This is a genomic window from Usitatibacter rugosus (assembly GCF_013003965.1).
Classification (GTDB): domain Bacteria; phylum Pseudomonadota; class Gammaproteobacteria; order Burkholderiales; family Usitatibacteraceae; genus Usitatibacter; species Usitatibacter rugosus.
In genome coordinates this window covers 2,591,207-2,611,680 of the sequence record NZ_CP053069.1, presented here as the reverse complement: position 1 = coordinate 2,611,680, position 20,474 = coordinate 2,591,207, and the positions used below count along the sequence as shown (strand labels likewise).

At 67.3% G+C, this 20,474-nt stretch carries 24 protein-coding genes; 12 read left to right on the top strand and 12 right to left on the bottom strand.

The window, feature by feature from the left end; all coding sequences use genetic code 11:
- Window positions 1–228: 228 nt before the first annotated feature.
- Window positions 229–1,782, bottom strand: coding sequence for an ABC transporter substrate-binding protein (locus DSM104443_RS12320; protein ID WP_171092644.1), 1,554 nt, complete (start codon window positions 1,780–1,782; stop codon window positions 229–231).
- 81 nt (window positions 1,783–1,863) lie between these two features.
- Here DSM104443_RS12320 and DSM104443_RS12315 point away from each other — a divergent pair, with 81 nt between their 5' ends.
- Entirely contained in the window at window positions 1,864–2,334 is a 471-nt protein-coding gene (locus DSM104443_RS12315; protein WP_212756645.1) for a GFA family protein, read from the top strand.
- Window positions 2,335–2,368: 34 nt separating this feature from the next.
- Here DSM104443_RS12315 and DSM104443_RS12310 read toward each other — a convergent pair whose 3' ends face one another.
- The gene (locus DSM104443_RS12310) at window positions 2,369–3,205 is read right to left on the bottom strand and encodes a cycloisomerase (RefSeq protein WP_171092639.1); all 837 of its coding nucleotides are present in this window, start codon (window positions 3,203–3,205) and stop codon (window positions 2,369–2,371) included.
- 125 nt (window positions 3,206–3,330) lie between these two features.
- Here DSM104443_RS12310 and DSM104443_RS12305 point away from each other — a divergent pair, with 125 nt between their 5' ends.
- The 3 genes from DSM104443_RS12305 to DSM104443_RS12295 are packed head-to-tail and all read left to right on the top strand — an operon-like array spanning window position 3,331 to window position 6,786.
- Complete coding sequence (locus DSM104443_RS12305; RefSeq protein ID WP_171092636.1) at window positions 3,331–4,557, top strand: DUF6895 family protein; 1,227 nt, start codon at window positions 3,331–3,333, stop codon at window positions 4,555–4,557.
- 58 nt (window positions 4,558–4,615) lie between these two features.
- On the top strand, window positions 4,616–5,767 hold the full coding sequence (locus DSM104443_RS12300; RefSeq protein WP_171092634.1) for an OmpA family protein: 1,152 nt from the start codon (window positions 4,616–4,618) through the stop codon (window positions 5,765–5,767).
- Window positions 5,764–6,786, top strand: coding sequence for a cupin-like domain-containing protein (locus DSM104443_RS12295; protein WP_212756644.1), 1,023 nt, complete (start codon window positions 5,764–5,766; stop codon window positions 6,784–6,786). Before DSM104443_RS12300 ends, DSM104443_RS12295 begins: the two co-directional genes overlap by 4 nt.
- A 180-nt stretch (window positions 6,787–6,966) precedes the next feature.
- Here DSM104443_RS12295 and DSM104443_RS12290 read toward each other — a convergent pair whose 3' ends face one another.
- Window positions 6,967–7,125: a hypothetical protein gene (locus DSM104443_RS12290; RefSeq protein WP_171092632.1), complete on the bottom strand. Its 159-nt coding sequence runs from the start codon at window positions 7,123–7,125 to the stop codon at window positions 6,967–6,969.
- 61 nt (window positions 7,126–7,186) lie between these two features.
- Here DSM104443_RS12290 and DSM104443_RS12285 point away from each other — a divergent pair, with 61 nt between their 5' ends.
- The gene (locus DSM104443_RS12285) at window positions 7,187–8,134 is read left to right on the top strand and encodes a helix-turn-helix transcriptional regulator (protein WP_171092630.1); all 948 of its coding nucleotides are present in this window, start codon (window positions 7,187–7,189) and stop codon (window positions 8,132–8,134) included.
- Here the strand turns inward: DSM104443_RS12285 and DSM104443_RS12280 are convergent.
- From DSM104443_RS12280 to DSM104443_RS12255, 6 genes are all read right to left on the bottom strand, one after another.
- Window positions 8,127–8,555, bottom strand: coding sequence for a hypothetical protein (locus DSM104443_RS12280; RefSeq protein ID WP_171092628.1), 429 nt, complete (start codon window positions 8,553–8,555; stop codon window positions 8,127–8,129). The genes DSM104443_RS12285 and DSM104443_RS12280 overlap by 8 nt on opposite strands.
- Window positions 8,556–8,808: 253 nt before the next feature.
- Window positions 8,809–9,132 carry an EF-hand domain-containing protein gene (locus DSM104443_RS12275; protein WP_171092626.1) on the bottom strand — a complete coding sequence of 108 codons (324 nt, stop codon included), beginning with the start codon at window positions 9,130–9,132 and terminating at the stop codon, window positions 8,809–8,811.
- A complete protein-coding gene (locus DSM104443_RS12270) occupies window positions 9,129–10,682 on the bottom strand; it encodes a S10 family peptidase (protein WP_171092623.1) in 1,554 nt (517 codons plus the stop codon). Before DSM104443_RS12270 ends, DSM104443_RS12275 begins: the two co-directional genes overlap by 4 nt.
- Before the next feature lie 45 nt (window positions 10,683–10,727).
- A complete protein-coding gene (locus DSM104443_RS12265; RefSeq protein WP_171092621.1) occupies window positions 10,728–11,891 on the bottom strand; it encodes a lactonase family protein in 1,164 nt (387 codons plus the stop codon).
- On the bottom strand, window positions 11,869–13,158 hold the full coding sequence (locus DSM104443_RS12260; RefSeq protein WP_212756643.1) for an amidohydrolase family protein: 1,290 nt from the start codon (window positions 13,156–13,158) through the stop codon (window positions 11,869–11,871). The genes DSM104443_RS12265 and DSM104443_RS12260 overlap by 23 nt, the downstream gene beginning before the upstream one ends.
- A 67-nt stretch (window positions 13,159–13,225) precedes the next feature.
- Window positions 13,226–13,531, bottom strand: a complete 306-nt coding sequence (locus DSM104443_RS12255; RefSeq protein ID WP_171092619.1) for an NIPSNAP family protein — start codon at window positions 13,529–13,531, stop codon at window positions 13,226–13,228.
- An 80-nt stretch (window positions 13,532–13,611) separates the two neighbouring features.
- On the opposite strand from DSM104443_RS12255, the gene DSM104443_RS12250 reads away from it, so the two are divergent.
- Window positions 13,612–14,289, top strand: a complete 678-nt coding sequence (locus tag DSM104443_RS12250) for an ArsR/SmtB family transcription factor (RefSeq protein ID WP_171092616.1) — start codon at window positions 13,612–13,614, stop codon at window positions 14,287–14,289.
- A 9-nt stretch (window positions 14,290–14,298) separates the two neighbouring features.
- Entirely contained in the window at window positions 14,299–14,694 is a 396-nt protein-coding gene (locus DSM104443_RS12245) for a hotdog fold thioesterase (RefSeq protein ID WP_171092614.1), read from the top strand.
- A 1-nt stretch (window position 14,695) separates the two neighbouring features.
- Here DSM104443_RS12245 and DSM104443_RS12240 read toward each other — a convergent pair whose 3' ends face one another.
- Both DSM104443_RS12240 and cheB read right to left on the bottom strand, forming a co-directional pair.
- Window positions 14,696–15,661 (bottom strand): Bug family tripartite tricarboxylate transporter substrate binding protein, encoded by a 966-nt coding sequence (locus tag DSM104443_RS12240; protein ID WP_171092612.1) that lies wholly within the window; start codon window positions 15,659–15,661, stop codon window positions 14,696–14,698.
- Between the two features lie 33 nt (window positions 15,662–15,694).
- Window positions 15,695–16,741, bottom strand: a complete 1,047-nt coding sequence (gene cheB / locus DSM104443_RS12235) for a chemotaxis-specific protein-glutamate methyltransferase CheB (RefSeq protein WP_212756642.1) — start codon at window positions 16,739–16,741, stop codon at window positions 15,695–15,697.
- Between the two features lie 116 nt (window positions 16,742–16,857).
- On the opposite strand from cheB, the gene DSM104443_RS12230 reads away from it, so the two are divergent.
- Window positions 16,858–17,409: a DNA-3-methyladenine glycosylase gene (locus DSM104443_RS12230; protein ID WP_171092610.1), complete on the top strand. Its 552-nt coding sequence runs from the start codon at window positions 16,858–16,860 to the stop codon at window positions 17,407–17,409.
- A gap of 183 nt (window positions 17,410–17,592) precedes the next feature.
- Window positions 17,593–18,129 carry a GNAT family N-acetyltransferase gene (locus tag DSM104443_RS12225; protein ID WP_171092607.1) on the top strand — a complete coding sequence of 179 codons (537 nt, stop codon included), beginning with the start codon at window positions 17,593–17,595 and terminating at the stop codon, window positions 18,127–18,129.
- Window positions 18,130–18,144: 15 nt separating this feature from the next.
- Here DSM104443_RS12225 and DSM104443_RS12220 read toward each other — a convergent pair whose 3' ends face one another.
- Window positions 18,145–18,612, bottom strand: a complete 468-nt coding sequence (locus DSM104443_RS12220) for an AtaL-like protein (protein ID WP_171092605.1) — start codon at window positions 18,610–18,612, stop codon at window positions 18,145–18,147.
- 47 nt (window positions 18,613–18,659) lie between these two features.
- Between DSM104443_RS12220 and DSM104443_RS12215 the strand changes: the two genes are divergently transcribed.
- From DSM104443_RS12215 to DSM104443_RS12205, 3 genes are read left to right on the top strand one after another with little or no spacing between them, the layout of a single operon-like run.
- Window positions 18,660–19,112, top strand: coding sequence for a DUF1801 domain-containing protein (locus DSM104443_RS12215; protein WP_171092603.1), 453 nt, complete (start codon window positions 18,660–18,662; stop codon window positions 19,110–19,112).
- Complete coding sequence (locus DSM104443_RS12210) at window positions 19,109–19,615, top strand: transporter substrate-binding domain-containing protein (protein WP_171092602.1); 507 nt, start codon at window positions 19,109–19,111, stop codon at window positions 19,613–19,615. Before DSM104443_RS12215 ends, DSM104443_RS12210 begins: the two co-directional genes overlap by 4 nt.
- 26 nt (window positions 19,616–19,641) lie before the next feature.
- Entirely contained in the window at window positions 19,642–20,463 is an 822-nt protein-coding gene (locus tag DSM104443_RS12205) for a transporter substrate-binding domain-containing protein (protein WP_212756641.1), read from the top strand.
- The last annotated feature ends 11 nt before the right edge of the window (window positions 20,464–20,474 follow it).

Genomic DNA, 20,474 nt, shown 5'->3' with positions numbered 1-20,474 from the left:
TCCCCCTGCTTATAACTAAAGCAACTTGGGACCCCTTGAACCACGGAGGCACGGAGACACGGAGAGCCACGGAGATACCCTTCAAGGGATTGCAGTTGCGAGCGGCCGCCAATCAGTACTGCCGGAATCCTTCAAGTTCATTCATGGATTCCTCCGTGGCCCTCCGTGTCTCCGTGCCTCCGTGGTTCAAGGGGTCCCGAGTGGTGTCCCCGGGCGGTGCCTCCGAAGTCACTCCCTCACATTCACGAAGCGAAGCTCCACCTGGTCATTCGGCCGAGGCTTGATCTGCACCTTCTCGCCCACCGCCCAGAAGACCCGCCGGTAGTGGATCGGGATGAACCCCACGTCCTCGTCCACCAGCACCATCGCCTCCACCAGCATCGACAGCCGCTTGGCGGGATCCAGCTCCACGCGCGCCTTGTCGACGAGCGCGTCGACCTTCGCGTTCGAGTACGCCCCGGCGTTGTACTCGCCGTTGCCCGGCGCGTTGGGCGAGTGCGCGATCGGCACCAGCACGCCCTCGGCGTCGGTGGAGGGCGTCCAGCCGAGCGCGTAGAAGCTCACGTCCTTGGTCATGATCTTCGGCACGAGGCTGTTGAAGGGCAGCGGGGCATAGGTCACGCGGATGCCGATCCGCGCGAGCATGCCGGTCACCGCCTGGCAGATCCCGTCGGTGGGCGGGGCGTTGCTGCAGTGCAGGGTGACGCCGAAGCCGTTGGGATAGCCCGCTTCCTTCAGCAGCTCGCGCGCCTTGGCGGGATCGTAGGGCGAGAACTTGTCGAAGCGCTTGTCGTAGCCCGCGACCGCCGGCGTGTAGAGCGCGCTGCCGGAGAGGGCCAGGCCGCGCATCACCTTCTCCTGCATCGCGTTGAGATCGATGCCGTAGCGCACCGCGAGGCGCACGCGCCGGTCCTTGAACGGGTTCTTCGGGCCCGCGTCCGCGTAGAGCAGCTTGTCGCGCGCCTGGTCGAAGCCGAGGAACTGCGTCGCGCGCGAGAGCCCCGTCACGATCTTCACGTGCGGCGTCGCCTTGAGACGCTCGATGTCCTGCGTGGCCGGGTCGATCACGAGGTCGATCTCGCGCGAGACGAGCCCGGCGATGCGCGTGGCGGGCGAGCCCAGCACGAGGTACTGCGCCTCGGTCACGTTGCCGCGCTTGCCCCAGTACGACGGGTTCGCGACGAGGATCGTCTTCGAGTCGGGCACCCACGACTTCAGCATGTAGGGGCCGGTGCCGTTGGCGTTGCGCGAGACGAACGTGTCCTCCTTCGCGGAGAAGTTCTGCGGCTTCGCGGCGCCGTGCTTGTCCATCCACGCCTTGTTCGCGATGCGCATGTTGGTGAGCGCCATGGGCAGAACGGGCGTGGGGCCGTTGGTGGCGATGTCTACGGTGAGCGCGTCGATCTTGCGCGCGCCGGTCACGTTGGGCAGCGCCGATTTCACCGCGGAGCTCGGCGCCAGCGCGCGCTCGACGGAGAAGACGACGTCGTCGGCCGTGAAGGGCGCGCCGTCGTGGAACTTCACCCCGGGGCGCAGCTTGAAGCGCCATCCGGTGGGGACCGCCGTCCATGAGAGCGCGAGCTGCGGCTCCAGCTCGAAGTTCTCGTCGCGTCCCACGAGCGAGTCGTAGATCTGGGAGAGCACGCGCGTGTTGTAGACGGTGGCCACGGCATGCGGGTCCATCGAGCCGGGCTCGAAGGCGGAGGCGTAGCGGAAAGTCGCCGCGCCGCAGAGTGCGGGCAGCATCGACAGCAGCACGACAGCGAGGCGGAAAGGGCTCATGACGCGAGCATTGGGGGCGGCGCGCGGGCTGTCAATCATCGAGGCTGGAATTCGTCCTAAACCCGCGCGATCATGAGCCCAATGAGCGAGACCTTCGAAGGCGGCTGCACCTGCCGCGCAGTGCGCTACCGCATGGAAAGCCGCCCCATGTTCGTGCACTGCTGCCATTGCCGCTGGTGCCAGCGCGAAAGCGGTGCGGCGTTCGCGTTGAATGCGTTGATCGAGACGGACCGCGTGACGCTCCTGGCGGGGAAGCCGGAAACGGTGGACACGCCGTCCAACAGCGGCAAGGGCCAGAAGATCGTGCGCTGCCCGGCCTGCCGCGTGGCCGTGTGGAGCCACTACGGAGGCGGAGGACTGAAGGCGGCCTTCGTGAAGGTGGGCACGCTGGACGAGCCCGACCGCCTGCCGCCCGACATCCACATCTTCACGGCCTCGAAGCAGCCCTGGGTCGTGATCCCGCCCGGCGCCCGTGCGGTCCCGGAGTACTACCGGAGCGCCGAGGAGTGGCCCGCGGAGAGCCTCGCGCGGCGCGAGGCTCTCTTTGGATGAGGCTGGGTCCCCGCCTACGCGGGGATGACGGCGTTCAGGGTTTGTCCACCAGCTTGAAGACGGTCACCTTGTGGCCGCCGCCCGCGTCGATCTCCTTCTTGGTCGCGCGGACGATCCCGTAGATCGAGCCGGCCTGCGAGCGGTCCCAGGCGATGCCCTGGCCGCGGATGTTCATCGGCAGGATCTCCACGACTTCCAGCACCGAGCCGGCCTTGGGCGGACGAACCTTGTAGATCTCCGCGGGATCGTGGCCCGAGAGGTAGAGGAAGCCGTCGGGGCCGAACGAGCCGCCCGAGTTGCTCATGTCCTCGAACTTGTCGAGCAGCGCCTTGGGCAGCGTGTACGACTCGACCAGCTTGAACTGCGGATCGAGCTTCACCACCAACGTGTTCGCCTTGTTGCCGTAGGGCGTCTTGTTGGGGCCGAGCAGGCGGTCGTAGTTCGCGAAGCCCATCCACCAGTGGCCATCCCTCCAGTCGACCCAGGTGAGCGAGCCCCACTGGATGCCGAAGCTGTGCGTGCCGATGTGCTCCATCGTGTTGGCGTCGAAGATCTCGAGCGAGCTCGTCATCGGCCATTCGGGATAGTTGGAATGGGCCGCGTAGATCTTCCCGTCCTTCAGCATGGCGCTGTCCAGGTGCAGGATCGGGCCGGCCTTGGGCCCCTCGTAGCGCTTCACGAGCTTGCCGGTGGCCTTCTCGTACTTGCCGATCACCTGGTTGTCCACGGCGTAGAAGTACTTGTCGTCGACGCCGACCGCCTGGTTGGCCTCCTTGATGGTGAATTCCCCGACCTGCTCCAGGGTGGGCTTGGCGCCCGCGTCGAGGGTGAAGGCGAGGGCGAGGGCAGCTAGGGCGAGCGAGCGAATCAAGGCTTTTTCTCCAGGTGGGGTGGCCGAGGGGGGATTGTACAAAAGCCCTTGTGAATCATTTAGGTCGCTTCGCATATGTCGAAAATTCTGCATCGCGCGCGTCGGCATCTGGCGACACTGCGGAGATGGAGAACGCCGACCTCGTCTCGCCCGAGTTCCTGGCCCACCGGTTGCGCCGTGTGCTGCGCTTGCTGCGCACGCATGCTGAGCACATCCGCACGGCCCCCGTGGGCGATTCGCGGGCGGACCGGGCGGCGTGCGACACCGTGCTGCTCTGCGCCAAGCTCTCGCGAAACGGCCACCTGGAGGGCGAGGAGGGGGTGGACGGCCTGCTGGACGTGGCCGATGCTCGCCTGCGCTCCGACGCGATGGTGGCGAGCCTCGTGTGGCGGCCCGGCCTCGTGCCCTGCCTGGCGATGGCCACCACGCTGCTGAACGAGCTGGGGCGGGGCGATCCCCGCTTCGACGTGCTGCCGCTGGCGGCCTGGGATACGAGCTTCCGCGAGTCCGCCGAACGCCGCCCCCACGAGGTCCTGGAGGCCCGCTGGAGCGCCCGCCATTCGGGCGCCGGCGACGACGTTCGCATCCCGGACACGAGCCTGCTGCTGCGGAAGCCCTTCGCGCCCATGACCGAGGCCGCGGACCTGGGCGCCTACGCCCGGTCGCTCTACTGCGTGACCGACTTCGGCCGCGATCCGTTGCCCGCCAAGCCCCTGCCGCGGGATGTGTGGGATGTCCTGGACGCCGCGGTCACCTGGACCCTCTTCACGGGCGACCCCGAGCGCCTGGCCGAGCTGCTGCTGGCCGCCGTCTATGCGGGCATGCCGCCCACGCCCGCGTTCCGCGCCGGTCTGTGCGCACTGATGGTCGCCTGGGACGATCGCGGTTTCGTCGCCCCGCGCGGTGCAGGACACGATGAGCTGGACGAGACCGGGCGCTTTTTCAGCATCTGCCGCGGCAACACGCTCGCGGCGCTGCTGTGCAGCGAGCTGATCGTGCGCGAGTTCCACTGGCCCCTGATGTCCGGTACCGACGAAGGGGGCGAGGCGGAGGAGCTGCTGGCCTCGGCGCTCGGCCCGGACGTGGCACGGCGCATCGCGGCCCACGTCGGCCCGGCCTCGATGCAGGCGCTGGAAGGCGACCTGCGGGTCGCGCGGGGCTTCGCCCGCCGCGACATCGAGGACATCTCGCGCAGCCTGCGCAGCGGCTCCGCCACGTGGGCGATCCGTTGCGCCGCCGAGTGGCTGGCGATGGTGAAGTCGGTCGCGGAGGTGACGCGCCGGACGGACCACGCCTTCGCCGCGACGGGCGCGCAGCCCGCATCCACGGGCTGCGGCGCCGGCATCGCCTAAGGCCGCACGCCGGCCCCGTATACTTTCCCCGTCGTCGTTCCATCGCGAAGGGGCTCTCATGAAGCGGATGTTGGTGCACGCGCTGTCGGCCGTGCTGCTGGCGGCATCGTTCGCCGTGCTCGCGGACGAGCCGAGCGTCGAGGAAATGATCGACGCCCTCGCGCCGAAGCCCACCACGCCGCTCACGCGCGGCCTTTCCCGTGGCATGAAGCCCGCGCCGCAGGTGCGCGAGGGGCGGCTGCAGCTCTCCGTGCAGTTCGACTATGCGTCGGCCTCGCTCACCAACGAGGGACGCGATCTCCTCACGCGCCTCGCCACGGCGATGCGCAGCCCCAACCTCGCGCAGCTTCGCTATCGAATCGAAGGCCACACCGATTCCTCCGGCGACCCGCAGCGCAACCAGAACCTCTCCGAGCGGCGCGCGGCGACGGTCGCGAAGTTCCTCTCTTCCTCCACGGGCATCGAGGCGCTGCGCATGAACCGTGTCGGCCTGGGCGCCACCGTACCGGCGAACGAGGTGAACCCGCGCGCGGCCGAGAACCGCCGGGTGGTGATCGTCTCGCTCGAGGCGGGTGCGGAACCGGCGCCCGAGCAGAAGGCACAGAAGGGTGGCGGCGGCGTCGTGCAACAGGTGAAGGGCGCGCTACACGCGAACCGCGCGGGCGAGACCACGACGCTGCGCGTGGGATCGCGCATCGCCGAGCGTGACGTCCTCACCACGCCCGGCCGCTCCACGGCGCTGCTCAAGATGGACGACGGTGCCAACCTGCTGCTGCGCGAAGACACGACGATCGAGGTGAGGAAGCTGCAGACCCAGGGCGAGCCCGGCGCGGTGGGGCAGGTATTCGAGCTGCTGGTGGGCGCCTTCCGCTACGTCTCGGGGTCGCTGGGCTCCGAGCGCCCGGACTCGATCGCCTTCGTGACCTCGGCCGCGACGCTGGGCCTGCGCGGCACCGACCTCGACGTGGTGCATCGTCCGCTCGCCGCCGGCAGCGAGGACCCGGGCACGTACGTGAAGGTGAACCGCGGTGCCGTGGCACTGGGCGGGCTCGACGGCTCGTTCGTGCAGGTCGCCAAGGACCAGCAGGCCTATGCCGGCAAGCCCGCGACGCTCACCCGCGGCGGAAAGACCGGGCCGGTGACGATGCGCATCGAAGCGCCCGCCGACATGTTCAAGACCGGCGAGCTGGACGCCTTGCTGCCCCGTTGAGCGAGCCCATCCCCGAATACCACGGCGTCGACGCCTGGACGTTCCAGAGCGAGATCCGCGCGCAGTACCGCCCGGCCGTCCTGCGCGGGCTCGTCGCCGAATGGCCGGCGGTGGCGCGCGGCCTCGAATCCAGCGACGCGATGACCGCCTACCTGGCCGGCTTCGACAGCGGACGCAAGGTGGACGTACTGATGATGCCGCCGCACGCGCGCGGGCGGATCTTCTACAACGAGAACCTGAGCGGCTTCAACTATTCGCGTGACCAGCTCGCCGTCTCGAAGGTGGCCGAGCAGCTCGGGCGCTACGCCAAGTTCGAGAACCGGCCCGCGGTCGCGGTGCAGAGCGCCTCCATTCCCGAGTGCCTGCCGGGCTTCGCCGAAGAGAACCGGCTCGCGATCGTGGACGAGGACGTCGTGCCGCGCATCTGGCTCGGCAACGCCGTGGTGACGCCGGCGCACTTCGACGAGTCGAGCAACATCGCCTGCGTGGTGGCGGGCAAGCGCCGCTTCACGCTGCTGCCGCCCGAGCAAGTAGCCAACCTGTACATCGGGCCCCTCGACTACGCGCCGACGGGAACGCCCATCAGCCTCGTGTCCTTCCGCGATCCCGACTTCGAGAAATTCCCGCGCTTCCGCGAGGCGCAGGCCGCCTCGCTCGTGGCCGACCTCGAGCCGGGTGACGCGATCTACATCCCGCCGCTGTGGTGGCACCACGTGGAGTCGCTCGCCAAGTACAACATCCTCGTGAACTACTGGTGGTGCGCCGCGGCGGGTGGGACGGATAGATCCAACTCCGCGTTGAACGTGCTGCTGCTGGCACTCCTTTCCCTCAAGCAATTGCCTCCCGACCAGCGCGGCGCCTGGCGGGCGCTGTTCGACCACTACATCTTCGACGCCGATGAAGAGAGCGTGGCGCACATACCCGAGCATCGGCGCAGCGTGCTGGGGGAGATCTCCCCCAAGCTGGCTGCAGAGATGAAGGCTTTCCTGGTCAAGCAGCTCAAGGGCGACAAGGCCTGACGTCCTGACGCTGCGCTGGCAGGTGCTCCTTGAACCACGGAGGCACGGAGACACGGAGGGCCACGGAGAAACCCTTCAAGGGATTGCCGTTACGAGCGGCCGCCCATCACTACTGCCGGAATCCTTCACGTTCATTCATGGATTCCTCCGTGGCCCTCCGTGTCTCCGTGCCTCCGTGGTTCAAGGAGTACCTGCCAGCGCAGCGCAGCGCAAATCCTGGGCAATGGCGCGGTTATGTCCCGCCATCAGGGCGATGAGGATCGCGAGCAGGGCGGCAGCGAAGAGCAATCGGGATTCGAGGCGCATGCGGAACTCCGGTGGGGTGCGTTCGGTTTCCATGGACGCACCTTACGGCTAAACTAGGACGCATCAAGCCCTAGTTGCTCTATATATTGGCGGTATGTCCAGACCGACCACCCGCGTCCTTGCCGTCCTCGAGCTGCTCCAGTCCCAGGCCCAGGTCGGCGGGGCGGAGCTGGCCGATCGTGTCGGCGTCGACCGCCGCACGCTCCGGCGCTACATCGCCACGCTTGAGGAGATGGGCATCCCCATCACCACCGAGCAGGGCCGGTACGGGGGCTACAAGCTCGTGCCGGGCTTCAAGCTCCCGCCGATGATGTTCACCGACGAGGAGGCCCAGGCCCTCTCGCTGGGGCTCATCGCCGCGCGCGGCCTGGGCCTCGCCGATACATCACCCGCGATCGAGAGCGTGCAGGCCAAGCTCGACCGCGTGCTGCCCTCGGCGCCCAAGAAGACCATCGCAGCGCTGCGGGAGAGTGTCGCGCTGCAGACGGGCGGCATCCGCGCCACGGCGGATGCGAGGCTGCTTCGCGTGCTGTCGGAGTCCGCGCAGGCCCGCCGCACCGCAACGCTTCGCTACCGCGCGGCGGACGGCACGCTCACCTCCCGCGACTTCAACGTCTACGGCCTGGTATTCCGCTCAGGGCGCTGGTACGTGATCGGCTTCTGCCTGCTTCGCTTCGGCCTGCGCACCCTGCGGCTGGACCGCGTCGCGCATGCGGATGCCACGGAGCGAGACTTCACGCGGCCGGACGGCTTCGATGCCGGCGAGTACCTCAACAAGGCGCTGGCAACGCTGCCGCGCGGCACGCCCACCGAGCTCCTGCTCTTCACGGACATGGAATGCGCCAAGCGCGAGGTCTTCCACGTGATGGGCCTGTGCGAGCCGTGCAAGGAAGGCGTGCGCCTCGTGGGCTCCGCGGACGACCTCGAGTGGTATGCGCGCGAGCTGATGCGCCTGCCGTTCCGCTTCAAGGTGAAGGCGCCGGCCGCGCTCAAGACCACGCTCGCACGCCTGGCGCGCGAGTACGTCGAAGCCTTCAGCTGAGGGGTTTCTTCGGGGCGGGCTTGCGCAGCGCCTCGATCTCCGGCTTCAACGTCGCGAGTTGCTTGTCGTTGGCCATGAGCTTCGAGTAGGTCGCCTTGGGCAGCGCTCTCACCTCGGGCGCCAGGAAGGCGGTCGCGGTGCCGAGCTTCTCCTCCTGCTCCTTCATCCGCACGGTGCGGAAGGGATCGGGCGTGGCCTTCGCGAACTTTTCCATCCGCACCACGCGCTTCTTCGCGTCGTCCCACATCTGCAGGCAGCCCTTGAAGCGCGGCTTCTCGGTCATGCGCCCCTCGCACTTCGAGAACGCTTCGGCCTGCAGGCCCAAGGTCGTGAAATCTTCCTCCCAGGCCGCAACGTCATAGGCGGCGAATGCGGGAAAAGGAACGACCAGGACGAGGGCGAGAAGGAGGGCGGGGCGCATGGCGATAGTCTAGCTCGACGAGATGGGCGCTTCCGTCGATCAGACACCGGACTAGGAAAAGCGAGGATGGGGAGGAAAGGCGGAGGAAGGAGAGGAAAGCAAAATAGGGCTGTGAGATCGACATAGTTACCCGGTCACGGCACGACGGCCGACCTGCCCCGATTTTGCTTTCCTCTCCTTCCTCTGCCTTTCCTCCCCATCCTCCCTCTTAAAAACCGGCGCCCGCACCCTCGCGACTTGCTGCCCTGGGAAGTCAGAGACCGAGGAAGGTCTTCACATCCTCGAAGCGCACCACGCCGGCCCCGCGCTTGTCGATGGCCTGGAAGTTGTCCGCGATGTACACCAGCCCCGCCGCGCGAGCCTGCGCCTGAGTGAGCGTCCCGGATTTCGCGAGGTCGGCGGACTCGAACTGGTCGCGAAGCTTGCGCTCCACCTGCGCCTTCAGCGCCGGGCCGCTCGTCTCGACATAGTCGGGCGAGCGCTTGATGTGCGGCGGCACGTACGGGTCGCTCCAGGTCTGCTGGGCGCTCGCGCCGAAGGTGGTGGCAAGCAGGAAGGCGAAGAGGATTCGGCTCATGGTTGCGTCGCGGTCCGGTAGAACTCGGCGAGGTCCGCCTTCTGCGCGATGCGCGAGGCGTTGTCGAGGTAGATCATGTGCCCGCCCGGATAGTTTCGGACGCGCACGTTGGGATGCCCGCCCAGGCGCGCGATATCGCGCTCGGTCTGGAACCAGGGGGTGGCGAGGTCGTGATAGCCGCTCACCGCCAGCACCTGCAGCCGCGGGTTCAGCGTGAGCGCGGCGAGGAGGTCGGGCACGACGTCGGGCAGGCTGTTACCGTCGTGCGAGAAGTCCCACGTGTTGATGGCGGGCGAGGAGAACGTGTAGATCGATGGCGTCGTGAACCGGAGCGTATCGGTGAGGTAGCCGCGCAGGCCCACGTCGAACGAGGTCGAGATGAACGTGTTCGAGATGTCGATGTTCGGGCTCGCGCCGAACACGCTCATGCGCGCGTCGTACCGGCCGAGCACGAAGCCGGGCAGCAGGCGGATCCGGTAGGTGTCGGGCGGCACGTTGAGGTTGGCCTGCCATTCGGCGACCGGGATGCCCGTCGCGTTGGTGAAGGTCTGCAGCGTCGCGGGATCGGGCACCGCGTGGCTCGCGATGTACGTCGTCACCGCGGGCTGGTACACGTTGTTCGCGAGATCGCGGAGCTGCTGCGCGAATACAGGCAGGCCTGCCACGGGCACCGCCGGGTTGGTCTTCTGGTGCCACGCGCCGATCGCGCCATAGCTCGGGAAGTACCCCACGCAGCTGATCTGCACGGTGAAGCCCAGCCCGCAGTTGGTGTTGTAGTTGAGCACCGAGGAGAGCAGCACCACGCCGCTCATCCGCACGCCGGCCGTCTCCAGCGCGCGCACGAGCACCGCGCTGCGCGTGGTGCCATAGGACTCGCCGAACAGGAACTTGGGCGAAGCCGTACGGCCGTTCACGGTCACGTAGCGGCGGATGAAGTTGCGGAACACGCCGGCATCCGCATCGACGCCGTAGAACGTCTGGTTGCGGTTGGGCGAGATCGCCTGCGAGTAGCCCGCGCCCACGGCATCGACGAACACGAGGTCGCTCACGTCGAGCATCGACTCGGCGTTCTCCACCAGCGCGAAGGGCGTCGGAATGTCCTGCGACGGTGCCTGGACATCGAGCCGCTTCGGCCCGTACGAGCCCATGTGGAGCCACACGGTCGCCGAGCCCGGACCGCCGTTGTAGAAGAACGTCACGGGGCGCGTGGCCGGATCGCGTCCGTTGGCGGTGTAGGCCACGTAGAACATCGACGCGTCCGCGGCATCGGTGCCCAGGTGGCGCGCTGTCAGGTGGCCCGCGGTGGCGGTGTACGCAATCGCCTGGCCGCCGACGGTCACCGAGCCCTGCGTGACCGACGTGTTCTCGTTCGGCGTGGAAAGGGATGCGTTGGGAGACCCGGTGTACGCATTCGGGTCCGTGTAGTTGAAGGTCTGCCCGCCGGGCGGCGGGATGACCGTGACGCTGTTTTCCGGGCCGCTGCCGCCCCCACACCCGGCGAGGGCCAGAAGCAGGAGGGCGGCGGCGGAGCCCTTGGGGATCGATGTCATGCGGGAAAGCATAGACGCCCCGCCCGCCGCCCGCGTAACCGCCTGTTACGGCGCTCCGTGCACCCGCATCCCGACCGGGCTCGCCTTCAGCGGGACGCTGCCGCCGTCGCGCATCTGCCCGTTCGCGTCGATGTCGAGGACCTGCAGGCGATTCTCGAGGATGTTCTGCACGTAGAGCTTGCGCCCATCCCCGCTGAAGCCCGAGCCCTGCACCCAGGCGCCCACCGGTGCTTCGGAGACTTTCGTGAGCTTGGTGCCGTCGACGCGCACCAGCACCGCCTTGCCTTTCTCCGCGTACCACGGCCAGTCCTTGACCTTGTTGCTGCCGTTGATGACCGAGACCGCGACCCACTTCCCGTCGGCGGACATCGAGACGGCCTCCGGTGACTGGCCCACGGTGAGATGCTCGGCCACACGCGGCCACTTGCCGGTGAGGTCGATCGACGCGATGGCATCGTTGTCGCCCACGCCGCGGCCCACCAGGCCGACCACCGCGGTCCTGCCGTCGGGCGTGATCACGAGGCCGTAAGGGCGTACGCCGGGGAAGAGGTCACGCTTGTTGTACGTCACCGTCTCGCCGTCGATCGCGAGCACGGACACGGCGTTCTCGGTGCCGTCCTTCGTCACGAGCGCCGTCCTGCCGTCGGGCGTGAAGGCCACGTGGCTGGGCCCTGACGTCGCCGCGCCGACCGTCACCGTGCCGATACGCGTGACAAACGAGCCATTCACCTTGAGGACGGAGACCGTGCCGTCGCTGCGGTTGGCCACGAGCGCCAGCGTGCCGGCCTTGTTGAACGAGACCCCCGAGGGTGCCGCACCGCATTCGATGGTGCTCACGACCTTCGGCGGCGATACCGATAGATCGATCACCGAGAGCCGATTGTCGGGCACCCAGGTCTTCGGGTTGGCGGGGCTGATCTTGTACGCGCTCGTCACGAGCGCCACCTTGCCGTCGGGCGAGATCGCCACGTTGGAAGGCGGGCCCATGAAGCTGCCCGGCACCTCGATCTCCGCGACGACCTTTCCGCCGGCTCCGAGGTCGAGGATGGCGATGGTGTCGGGAACGATCTTCTCGGGCATGGCGGCAGCGCCATTCACGAGCGTCACCTTGCCGTCGTTGGACGAGATGGCGAGCTGGGCCAGTGCCGCGGGGGCGGCGAGGGCGAGCGAAACGGCGAGTGCGAGGCTAGCGGACGCTGAACGGCGCATTGTAGGGTCTCCCATAGGCGATACCACCGGCAACGGTCTGCACCGGGCGAAGGTGAACCTTGCCGGCGCGCTTGTTATTCCTCGTGTCCACGAATTCCACCGGACCCTCGACCACTTCCAGCATCGAGACGTCGGCGGGCGCGCCCACTTGCAGCGTGCCCAGCTTCGCGACGCGGTTGATCGCGCGCGCGGGGGTGATCGTGGCCATGCGCACCACGTCCTCGAGCGAGAAGCCCATGTTGAGGAACTTGCTCATCACCCACGTGAGATACGGCATGCCCGGCGTGTTGCCCGAGAACACGTGGATGTCCGACGAGATCGTGTCCGGACCCGCGCCCTGCGCGATGGCGGCTTCGGCCACCGTGTAGTCGAAGCTGCCGCCACCGTGGCCGATGTCGAACAGCACGCCGCGCCGCTTGGCCGCGAGGGCCGCGGGCAGCAGCTTGCCGTCCTGCACGATGTTGGTGAACTGGTTCTGCAGGTTGGGCGCGCCCGAGTAGCAGTGCGTGAGGATGTCGTCCTTCCTCAGCAAATCGAGGATTTCCGACATCAGGCCCGCGTTCTCGACGCCGCCTATGTGGCACATGATCTTGGCGCCCGGCACGCCCGACATCACGCACGCGGCGATCGCGCGCTTCAGCGGCTCGGTGCCGTGCTTGGCGACCACGTTCTCGCTCATCCGCACCTTGATGCCGATCGCGATGTCGGCGTTCTCGGCGAGCGTGCGCGCCGCGTCTTCGGTGCGCGCGTAGTCGATGTTGTAGAGCTCGGCGATCGGGAAGCCCGTCAAGCCGATGTTGGCGATGTGCACGAACGCAAAGAGCCGCGACCGCGTGGTGCCGACCACGAAGCGGCGGAAGGCCGCGAAGTTGTTGGCACCGGCGTCGCCGCCGGAGACGGCCGTCGTGCTCGCCTGGTGTTGTACCAACTCGTCGGCAGGGATGCCGATGCCCGAGCCGTAGGGGAACACGTGCGCATGTAGATCGACCAATCCGGGCGTCACGAGGCGTCCGGTAGCGGTGATCACCTTCTGGGCGCGTGCAACGGGAATGTCGGCTTCGACCGCCTCGATCATCCCGTATCGAATGCCGATATCCCGGACGCCGCGCAGCCTCTGGCTGGGATCGAGGACGTCGCCGCCCTTGATCAGCAGGTCGAACTTGTCGTTGGGACCCATCGCCGCGCGAACGGCGGTGGGAATGGAAGCAAGAGCGGATGCCGCTGCTGCGCCCGCGACGAAATCGCGGCGCGTGACCGGACGCTTCATTTCTTTTTCTCCCCGAGTGGACTGCTGCCCAATCCTGAGCGCACTCGCGCCACGGGGTCAACCGCCATTACGCCACGTCTTCGAGAAACGTCCTTTCCTCCCGGAGGATGAATCGCTTCGACTGGGCCATCGCGAAGTTGGCGCGACCCTCGGCATCGGACTTGATGCGCGCTCGGTAGGTCTCGTACGCGGCGAGGCTCTCGAAGCCGATCACGCCCCACGCAATGTCGTTGGTGCCTTCGTACGGAAGGTAGTAGCCGCGGAGATTCCCTCCACAGCGCGGGATGATGCGAAGCCACGCCTGCGCGTATTCGCGGAAGACCTCGCGCTGGAAGGGATCGATCTGGTAGCGGATGAAGACGGTGAGGGCCATGCAGCTCTCCGGCATTGTCGAAACCGACTGTAACCGCGGGAGTGTTGTCGATGGTTCGTTGCAAGACGTACCATGGAGCCATGAAGGACGGACCTCCCATTGCCGGCATCGCGGCGTTGATCGGCGACCGTGCACGCGCCGACATCCTCATGGCACTGATGGCCGGCCAGGCGCTCACGGCGACCGAGCTCTCCGAAGTCGCGGGCATCACCAAGCAGACGGTGAGTGCGCATCTGGCGAAGCTCCTCGATGCGAAGCTGCTCGCGATGCAGAGCCAGGGCCGCCACCGCTACTTCCGGCTCGCCGATCCCGACGTGGCGGATCTCATCGAGCGACTCACCGGTGTTGCGCAACGCACCGGCGCCGCGCGCCTGAAGCCGGGACCTCGCGAGCCCGCGTTGAGGAAGGCCCGCGTCTGCTACGACCACCTCGCGGGCGAGCTGGGCGTGCTGGTGCTCGACGGCTTCGAGAAGCGCCGCTTCGTTCGCCGCATGGATGACCAGCTCGAGCTCACCCGCCGCGGCGTGGAGTTCTGCGAGTCGCTGGGCCTCGATCTCGAGACGGCTCGTGGAAGGCGTCCGCTCTGCCGCCCGTGCCTGGACTGGAGTGTCCGCCGCAACCACCTCGCCGGCGTGCTGGGCGCCGCGGTCCTCGAACACTGCTACGCGAAGGGCTGGGCGAAGCGCGTCCCCGGCACGCGCGTGGTTCAATTCACCGCGGCGGGCGAGAGAGCCTTCCGTGAACGTTTTGCACCCTGACAGGACGCCATGAGCTCACTTTTCCCGGACGACCGCATGACGCTGCTGAAGACGCTCGACATCGAGGTGACCGAGGCCACGAAGGATCGCGTGGTCGCCACCATGCCGGTGGCACCCAAGGTGCACCAGCCGTTCGGGCTGCTGCATGGCGGGGCTTCGGTGGCGCTCGCGGAGACGGTGGCCTCGATCGGCGCATTCAGGAATTGCGATGCCACGCAGAATGCGGTCGGCATCGAGATCAACGCCAATCACCTGCGCGCCAAGAAGGACGGAATGGTGACCGCGGTCGCGACCCCGATCCACAAGGGCCGCTCGACGCATGTGTGGGAAGTGAAGATCACTGACGAGGCGGGCAAGATGGTGTGCATCTCACGGTGCACGCTCGCCATCGTGCCGCGCGGCTAGATCACTCGATCTTGATGCCCGCGGATTTCACGACCTCGCCCCAGCGCGCGAGATCTTTCTTAACCTGCTCGGTGAACTGCTCCGGCGTATTTCCCACCGGGTCGATGCCGAGCACCGCATAGCGATCGCGAACGGCTGGCGTTTGCAACGCGGCGGCGATCTCGCGCTGCAGCTTGTCCACGATTGCCTTCGGCGTCTTCGCGGGCGCGAAGATGCCCACCCACGACACCGCCTCGAAGCCATCCAACCCGGCTTCGATGAAGGTCGGCACGTCCGGCAGCGACGACGAACGCTTCGCGCTCGGAACGCCCAGGCCGATCACCTTGCCGGACTTCACGTGCTGCTGCGCTGAGGCGATTGCGGTAAACACGAGCGGAATCTGCCCGCCCAGCACGTCGGTCATCGCCTGGCCGCCGCCCTTGTACGGGATGTGCTCCAGCGCGACGCCGGTGCGCTGCTTGAGAAGCTCGCCCGCGAGGTGCGGCGTGCCACCGGTGCCCGAGGTGCCGTACGGATACGGGCCGGGCTTGGTCTTCGCGAGCGTGAGGAACTCCGCGAGGCTCTTCACGCCGAGCGAGGGATGGGCCACGAGCAGCAGGCCGGCATCGCCGAGCTTGGTGACGGCGGCGAAGTCGCGCAGCGTGTCGAAGGGCATGTCCTTGAAGACGTGCGGGTTGATCACCATCGTGCCGTCGAAGCCGAGCACCAGGGTGTAGCCATCGGGGGCTGAGCGCGCGACCTGGTCCGTGCCGATGTTGCCGCTGGCGCCTGGCTTGTTCTCCACGACCACGGGCTGTCCCAGGCGCTGCGACAGCGCTTCGGCGATGGTGCGCGCGCTCGTGTCCGCGACGCCGCTGGGGGCGAACGGGACGATCAGGCGAATCGGTTTGGTGGGCCAGTCCTGGGCAAACGCCGATGCGGCGAGGAGGGTGGCGGTGAGAGCGAGAGCGCGGGTTATCGTTTTCATCCCGCGAGTGTATTGCAACAGCCCGCGGCCGAACTAGACCTCGGCCCAGGAAGCCCAGCTCAGGATGTGCTGGGCGATCTTGTCGAGCGGCGCTTCGACCGCGACGGCCTCGGCCTCGAGCGCCGCGCGCGGCATTCCGTAGACGAGCGAGGTGGCTTCGTCCTGCGCGATCGTGTGGCCGTCGGCCAGGTGCATCTCGCGCAGGCCGGCAGCGCCGTCGTTGCCCATCCCGGTCAGGATCACGCCGCAGCCGTTGGAGCCGGCCGCGATGGCCGCGGAGTGGAAGAGGGCGTCCACGGGGTGGCCGTCGAGGTTCACGTCGACGACACGCGAGCCGTAGCCACGCGATTCGTACCTTTCCACCGTGACCGTCGAGCCGCTCGGCGCGACGTACACGTTGCCCGGGAGCAGCGGCTCGCCGTCGGCCGCCTCGCGGATCGTCATCTTGCATTCGCCCTGCAGGCGCTTCACGAAGTGGCGCGAGATGCCGGGCGGGAGCTGGAGGGCCAGCACCACGGGCGGGGCATCGTCGGGCATCTGCGTGAGGATCTCGCGCACGGCCTCGGCGCCGCCGGTGGCCGCGCCGATCACGACGACCTGCTGCAGCGTCATCGCGCGCTTGCCCAGGTTGGGAAGCACGGCGCGGGCGTCGTTCTTGTTGGTGGAGTTGGCCTGGAGGTTGTGGCGCGCTTCGTGGGCGCCGCGGATCGCCTCGATGATCGACTTCGAGTACTTGTCGTCGACCGGCGCGCCCAGCGTGGGCTTGCCGACGAAGTCGACCGCTCCGAGCTGCAGCGCCTGGAAGGCCACGTCGGAACCCTGCTGCGTGAACGACGAGAGCATCACGACGGGCATCGGGCGCACCGCCATGAGGCGCTTCAGGAAGGCGAGCCCGTTCATGTGCGGCATCTCGATGTCGAGCGTGAGCACGTCCGGGTTGACCTTCGCGATGAGGTCTTTCGCCACGAGCGGATCGGGGGCTGCACCGACGACCATCATGTCGGGCTGCTCGTCGATGATGGCCGAAAGGATGCTGCGAATGACGGCCGAATCGTCGACCACGAGAACCTTGATCTTCACGGCCCGAATCCTACCTTGCCGACCCCCTGTCCGGTCGCCTGCGTTACGAATGAAAATGTCGGACGTTTCCTACAGTAGAACCGCTTGTGCCGGACGCCGTAATATCCTTTCCATTCATGAGGAAACTCCCCAGGGCGTTCTACGACCGAGATACGGTCGAAGTGGCCCAAGACCTGCTCGGCAAGCACCTCGTCCACCGCGTGGGCGGCGTGGAGCGTGTCGGGCGCATCGTCGAGGTCGAGGCCTACCTGGGCCCGCACGACCTCGCGGCCCATTCGTCGAAGGGGCTCACCGATCGAACGCGCATCATGTTCGGCCCGCCCGGCCACGCGTATGTCTATCTCATCTACGGCATGCATAGCTGCATGAACATCGTGACGCAGGCCGAAGGTCACGCCTCCGCGGTGTTGCTTCGCGCGCTCGAGCCCGTGGCGAACGTCGAGCTTCGTACGCAGGGTCCGGGTCTCCTGTGCAAGGCGATGGACATCGATCGCACGCAGAACGGATTCGACCTCACGGGCACGGAGCTCTTCGTGCGCGGCGAGGCGAATGCATCGCGCATTGCGATCGTGAAGCGTCCGCGCATCGGCGTCGACTACGCGGGGCACTGGGCACGAAGGTTGTTGCGCTTCTACGAGAAGGGCAATCCGTTCGTCTCGCGCGTGTAACGTTTCCAACGCGTTTTACAGCTGAAAGATGCGCGGCATTGTGATTGCCGCACCCGCGCCCATCTACCGGGTCGTAGAGATATAGCCCGGCAGACGTTCTACGTCTTGCACCCTCCAGGTCGCGTCGGGGTTCCCTAACGAAAGAACAACCGGTGTCCTCGCGGCACCCGGGAGCCTGTTGCCATGAAAGTGCTTCGCACGGAGAGGCTCGTCCTCGAGCCCCTGCAGGAGGCCCATGCCTCCGAGATGTTCCGAATCCTCGTCGACCCCATCATCTACACCTATCTGCACGAGCGTCCGCCGTTCACGGAGGACGAACTGCGCGCGCGCTATCGCTTCCTCGAGCGCCGGCGTTCGCCCGACGGAGCGCACGAGTGGCTTTCGTGGGTTCTTCGCGGGCCGGGCGGCGAGGTATACGGGCATATCACCGCCATCGTCCACGCGCGCGGGGCGGCCGACCTCACGGTGCTCATCACGCCGCGCATGTGGCGCCAGGGCTTCGGGCGCGAGGCGCTGAAGTCGGCCATTGCCGACCTCAAGGCGAACCATCGTGCGACGTACTTCTTCGCCACGGTTTCGCCGCGCAACGAGCAGGGGATCGCTCTTTTCCAGCACCTGGGTTTCCGCCTGGTGGGCCGATCGGACTTCGACCTGAGGGCGGTGGACAACGGCGACCTGGTGTTCGTCAACGGCCGCCACCCGAACGGCGGCGACAACTAGGACGCAGCCCCGCCGCTAGTGCAGCGGCGGCTCGCAGGCCAGCAGGCGGATGTGCGCGATGAGGTCGCGGTCCGCCTGCAGCCACGCGTTCTTCAACGCCTGGGCCTCCTCGGGCGTCATCGGCTCGTGGCCCTGCGGATATCGCTCGTAGAGGAAGCGCACGAAGAGCTCGCCCGGTGCCGGCTCCTCGATGCGCATGAGCTTGCGCGCCGCCGGAATCGTCGGCGTGGCGTCCGTGCGGATCTCGATCTCCTGCAGGGGCTTTATGCGCACGTGGTCGCGGATCACCGTGCTGCCGAAGTGCAGCTCGCGGTCGATTCCGTCGGAGCGCCGCTCGAGGATCTTCACCTCGTCGATCGCCGCGAGGAACTCCGCGGGATCCTCCGCGCTGTGCAGCAGGCCCTTCCACAGGGTCTCGCGCGTGAGCGTTTCCACGAGGGGGTTGAGGAAGTCGTTGATCTCGACCAAATGCTCGAATTTCATGTCCGGTTTAGGATAGCGCAGCCCAAGACCCCGAAAAGGCCCCTCCCGTGGTTTCCAGCGCCGCCGCGACCGTGTCCCAGTACCTCGGGGAGCTCCCGGCGGAACGCCGCGCGGTCGTCTCCAAGGTGCGGACCCTGGTGCGAAAGAGCATCCCCAAGGGCTACGAGGAGTGCATGAACTGGGGAATGATCTGCTGGCAGGTCCCCCTGAAGCGGGCACCCGACACGTACAACGGCAAGCCGCTTTGCTACGTCGCGCTCGCCGCACAGAAGAACAACTACGCGCTGTACCTCATGGGCCCGTACATCGACAGGAAGCAGGCCGCCGCGTTGCGCGCTGCCCGGGGAAAGTCGGGCAAGAAGCTGGACATGGGGAAGTCCTGCCTTCGTTTCAAGGCGCTGGACGACCTTCCCGTCGAGGCGATCGGCGCTTCGATCGCCAGCATCCCGGTGGATGAATGCATCCGCCTCCACGAGAAGCAGCACCCGAGGAAGAAATGAACGCCGCCCTGCGTGTCCTCGCAACCGCTTCGCTGCTCCTGGCCGTGGCCGCTTGCGCGCCGACCGCCACTTCCGTGTCGCCTACGTTGCGCACGGAGGCAGCACCCACGGGCAAGCTGCGCGTGGGCGTCGTGTCCGCCACCCCGGATATGAAGGGCGTGGGCGTCGACATCGGCCGCGAGATGGCGTCGCGGCTGGGCGTTCCCGCGGAGCTGGTGCGCTACGAGTCGCCCAATGCGTTGTGGAGCGGCATCGCGCGCAACGAATGGGACGTGGCCTCGCTCGCGATCGATCCGCAGCGTGCCTCCGACATGAACTTCACCTCCGCCTACCTGTACCTCGCGGACCGCCCGGTCGCCGTGGCCGTCCCGCGCGGGCGTCCCGCCGCTTTCGCATTTGCCTACGACGTGGTCGAGGACCTCAAGGCCTCCGGCTTCGTGGGCGAAGCCATCTCTCGTGAGGGCATCGCCGGGGCGCGCGTCGCGCCGGCGCGTGCAAAATGAAAAACGATCAACCCAAGGAATCCCCGATGATGCTGCGTCTCGCCCGTTTCGCTCCGCTGTTCCTCGTTGCCGCCTGTGCTTCCACGCCGCCGGCGCCCACCGCTCCGTCCGCGGACGTCGTGAAGCAGATCGCGCCGAGCGGGAAGCTGCGCGCCGCCATCAATTTCGGCAATGCCGTGCTCGCGCAAAAGGGCCCGTCGGGCGAAGCGAAGGGTGTCTCCGTGGATCTCGCGACGGAGCTGGCGCGGCGCCTGGGCGTGCCGCTGGATCCGGTCTACTACGACGCGGCGGGGAAGGTCGCCGCGGGCGCGAAGACCGGCGAATGGGACGTGGGCTTCGTCGCCCTCGACCCCGAGCGCGCGCAGGATATCGACTTCACGGCCGCGTATGTCGTGATCGAGGGCGGCTACATGGTCCGCGTGGACTCCCCGCTGAAGGCGGTCGAGGATTTCGACCGCAAGGGCCAGCGCATCGTGGTGGGCAACAAGAGCGTCTACGACCTGTACCTCACGCGCACGATCAAGAATGCGGAGCTGGTGCGTGCTCCGACCACGCCGCTTGCGCAAGAGCAATTCCTGGCCGATCGCGAGCGAAAATTCGACGGCCTGGCCGGCATCAAGGGACCGATGATCCGCTATGCCAACGCGCATTCCGCCGAGGTGCGCGTGATTCCGGGCCGCTTCATGGCGATCGAGCAGGCCATGGCGCTGCCCAAGGGGCGCGACCCCGCGGCGTTGGCGTACCTGAAGGCTTTTGTCGAAGAACAGAAGGCGAGCGGATTTGTCGCCCGGGGTTTGGAACGAAGCGGCCAGTCGGACGCCAACGTGGCGCCGCTCGCCGCGAAATAGGGAGGTATAGG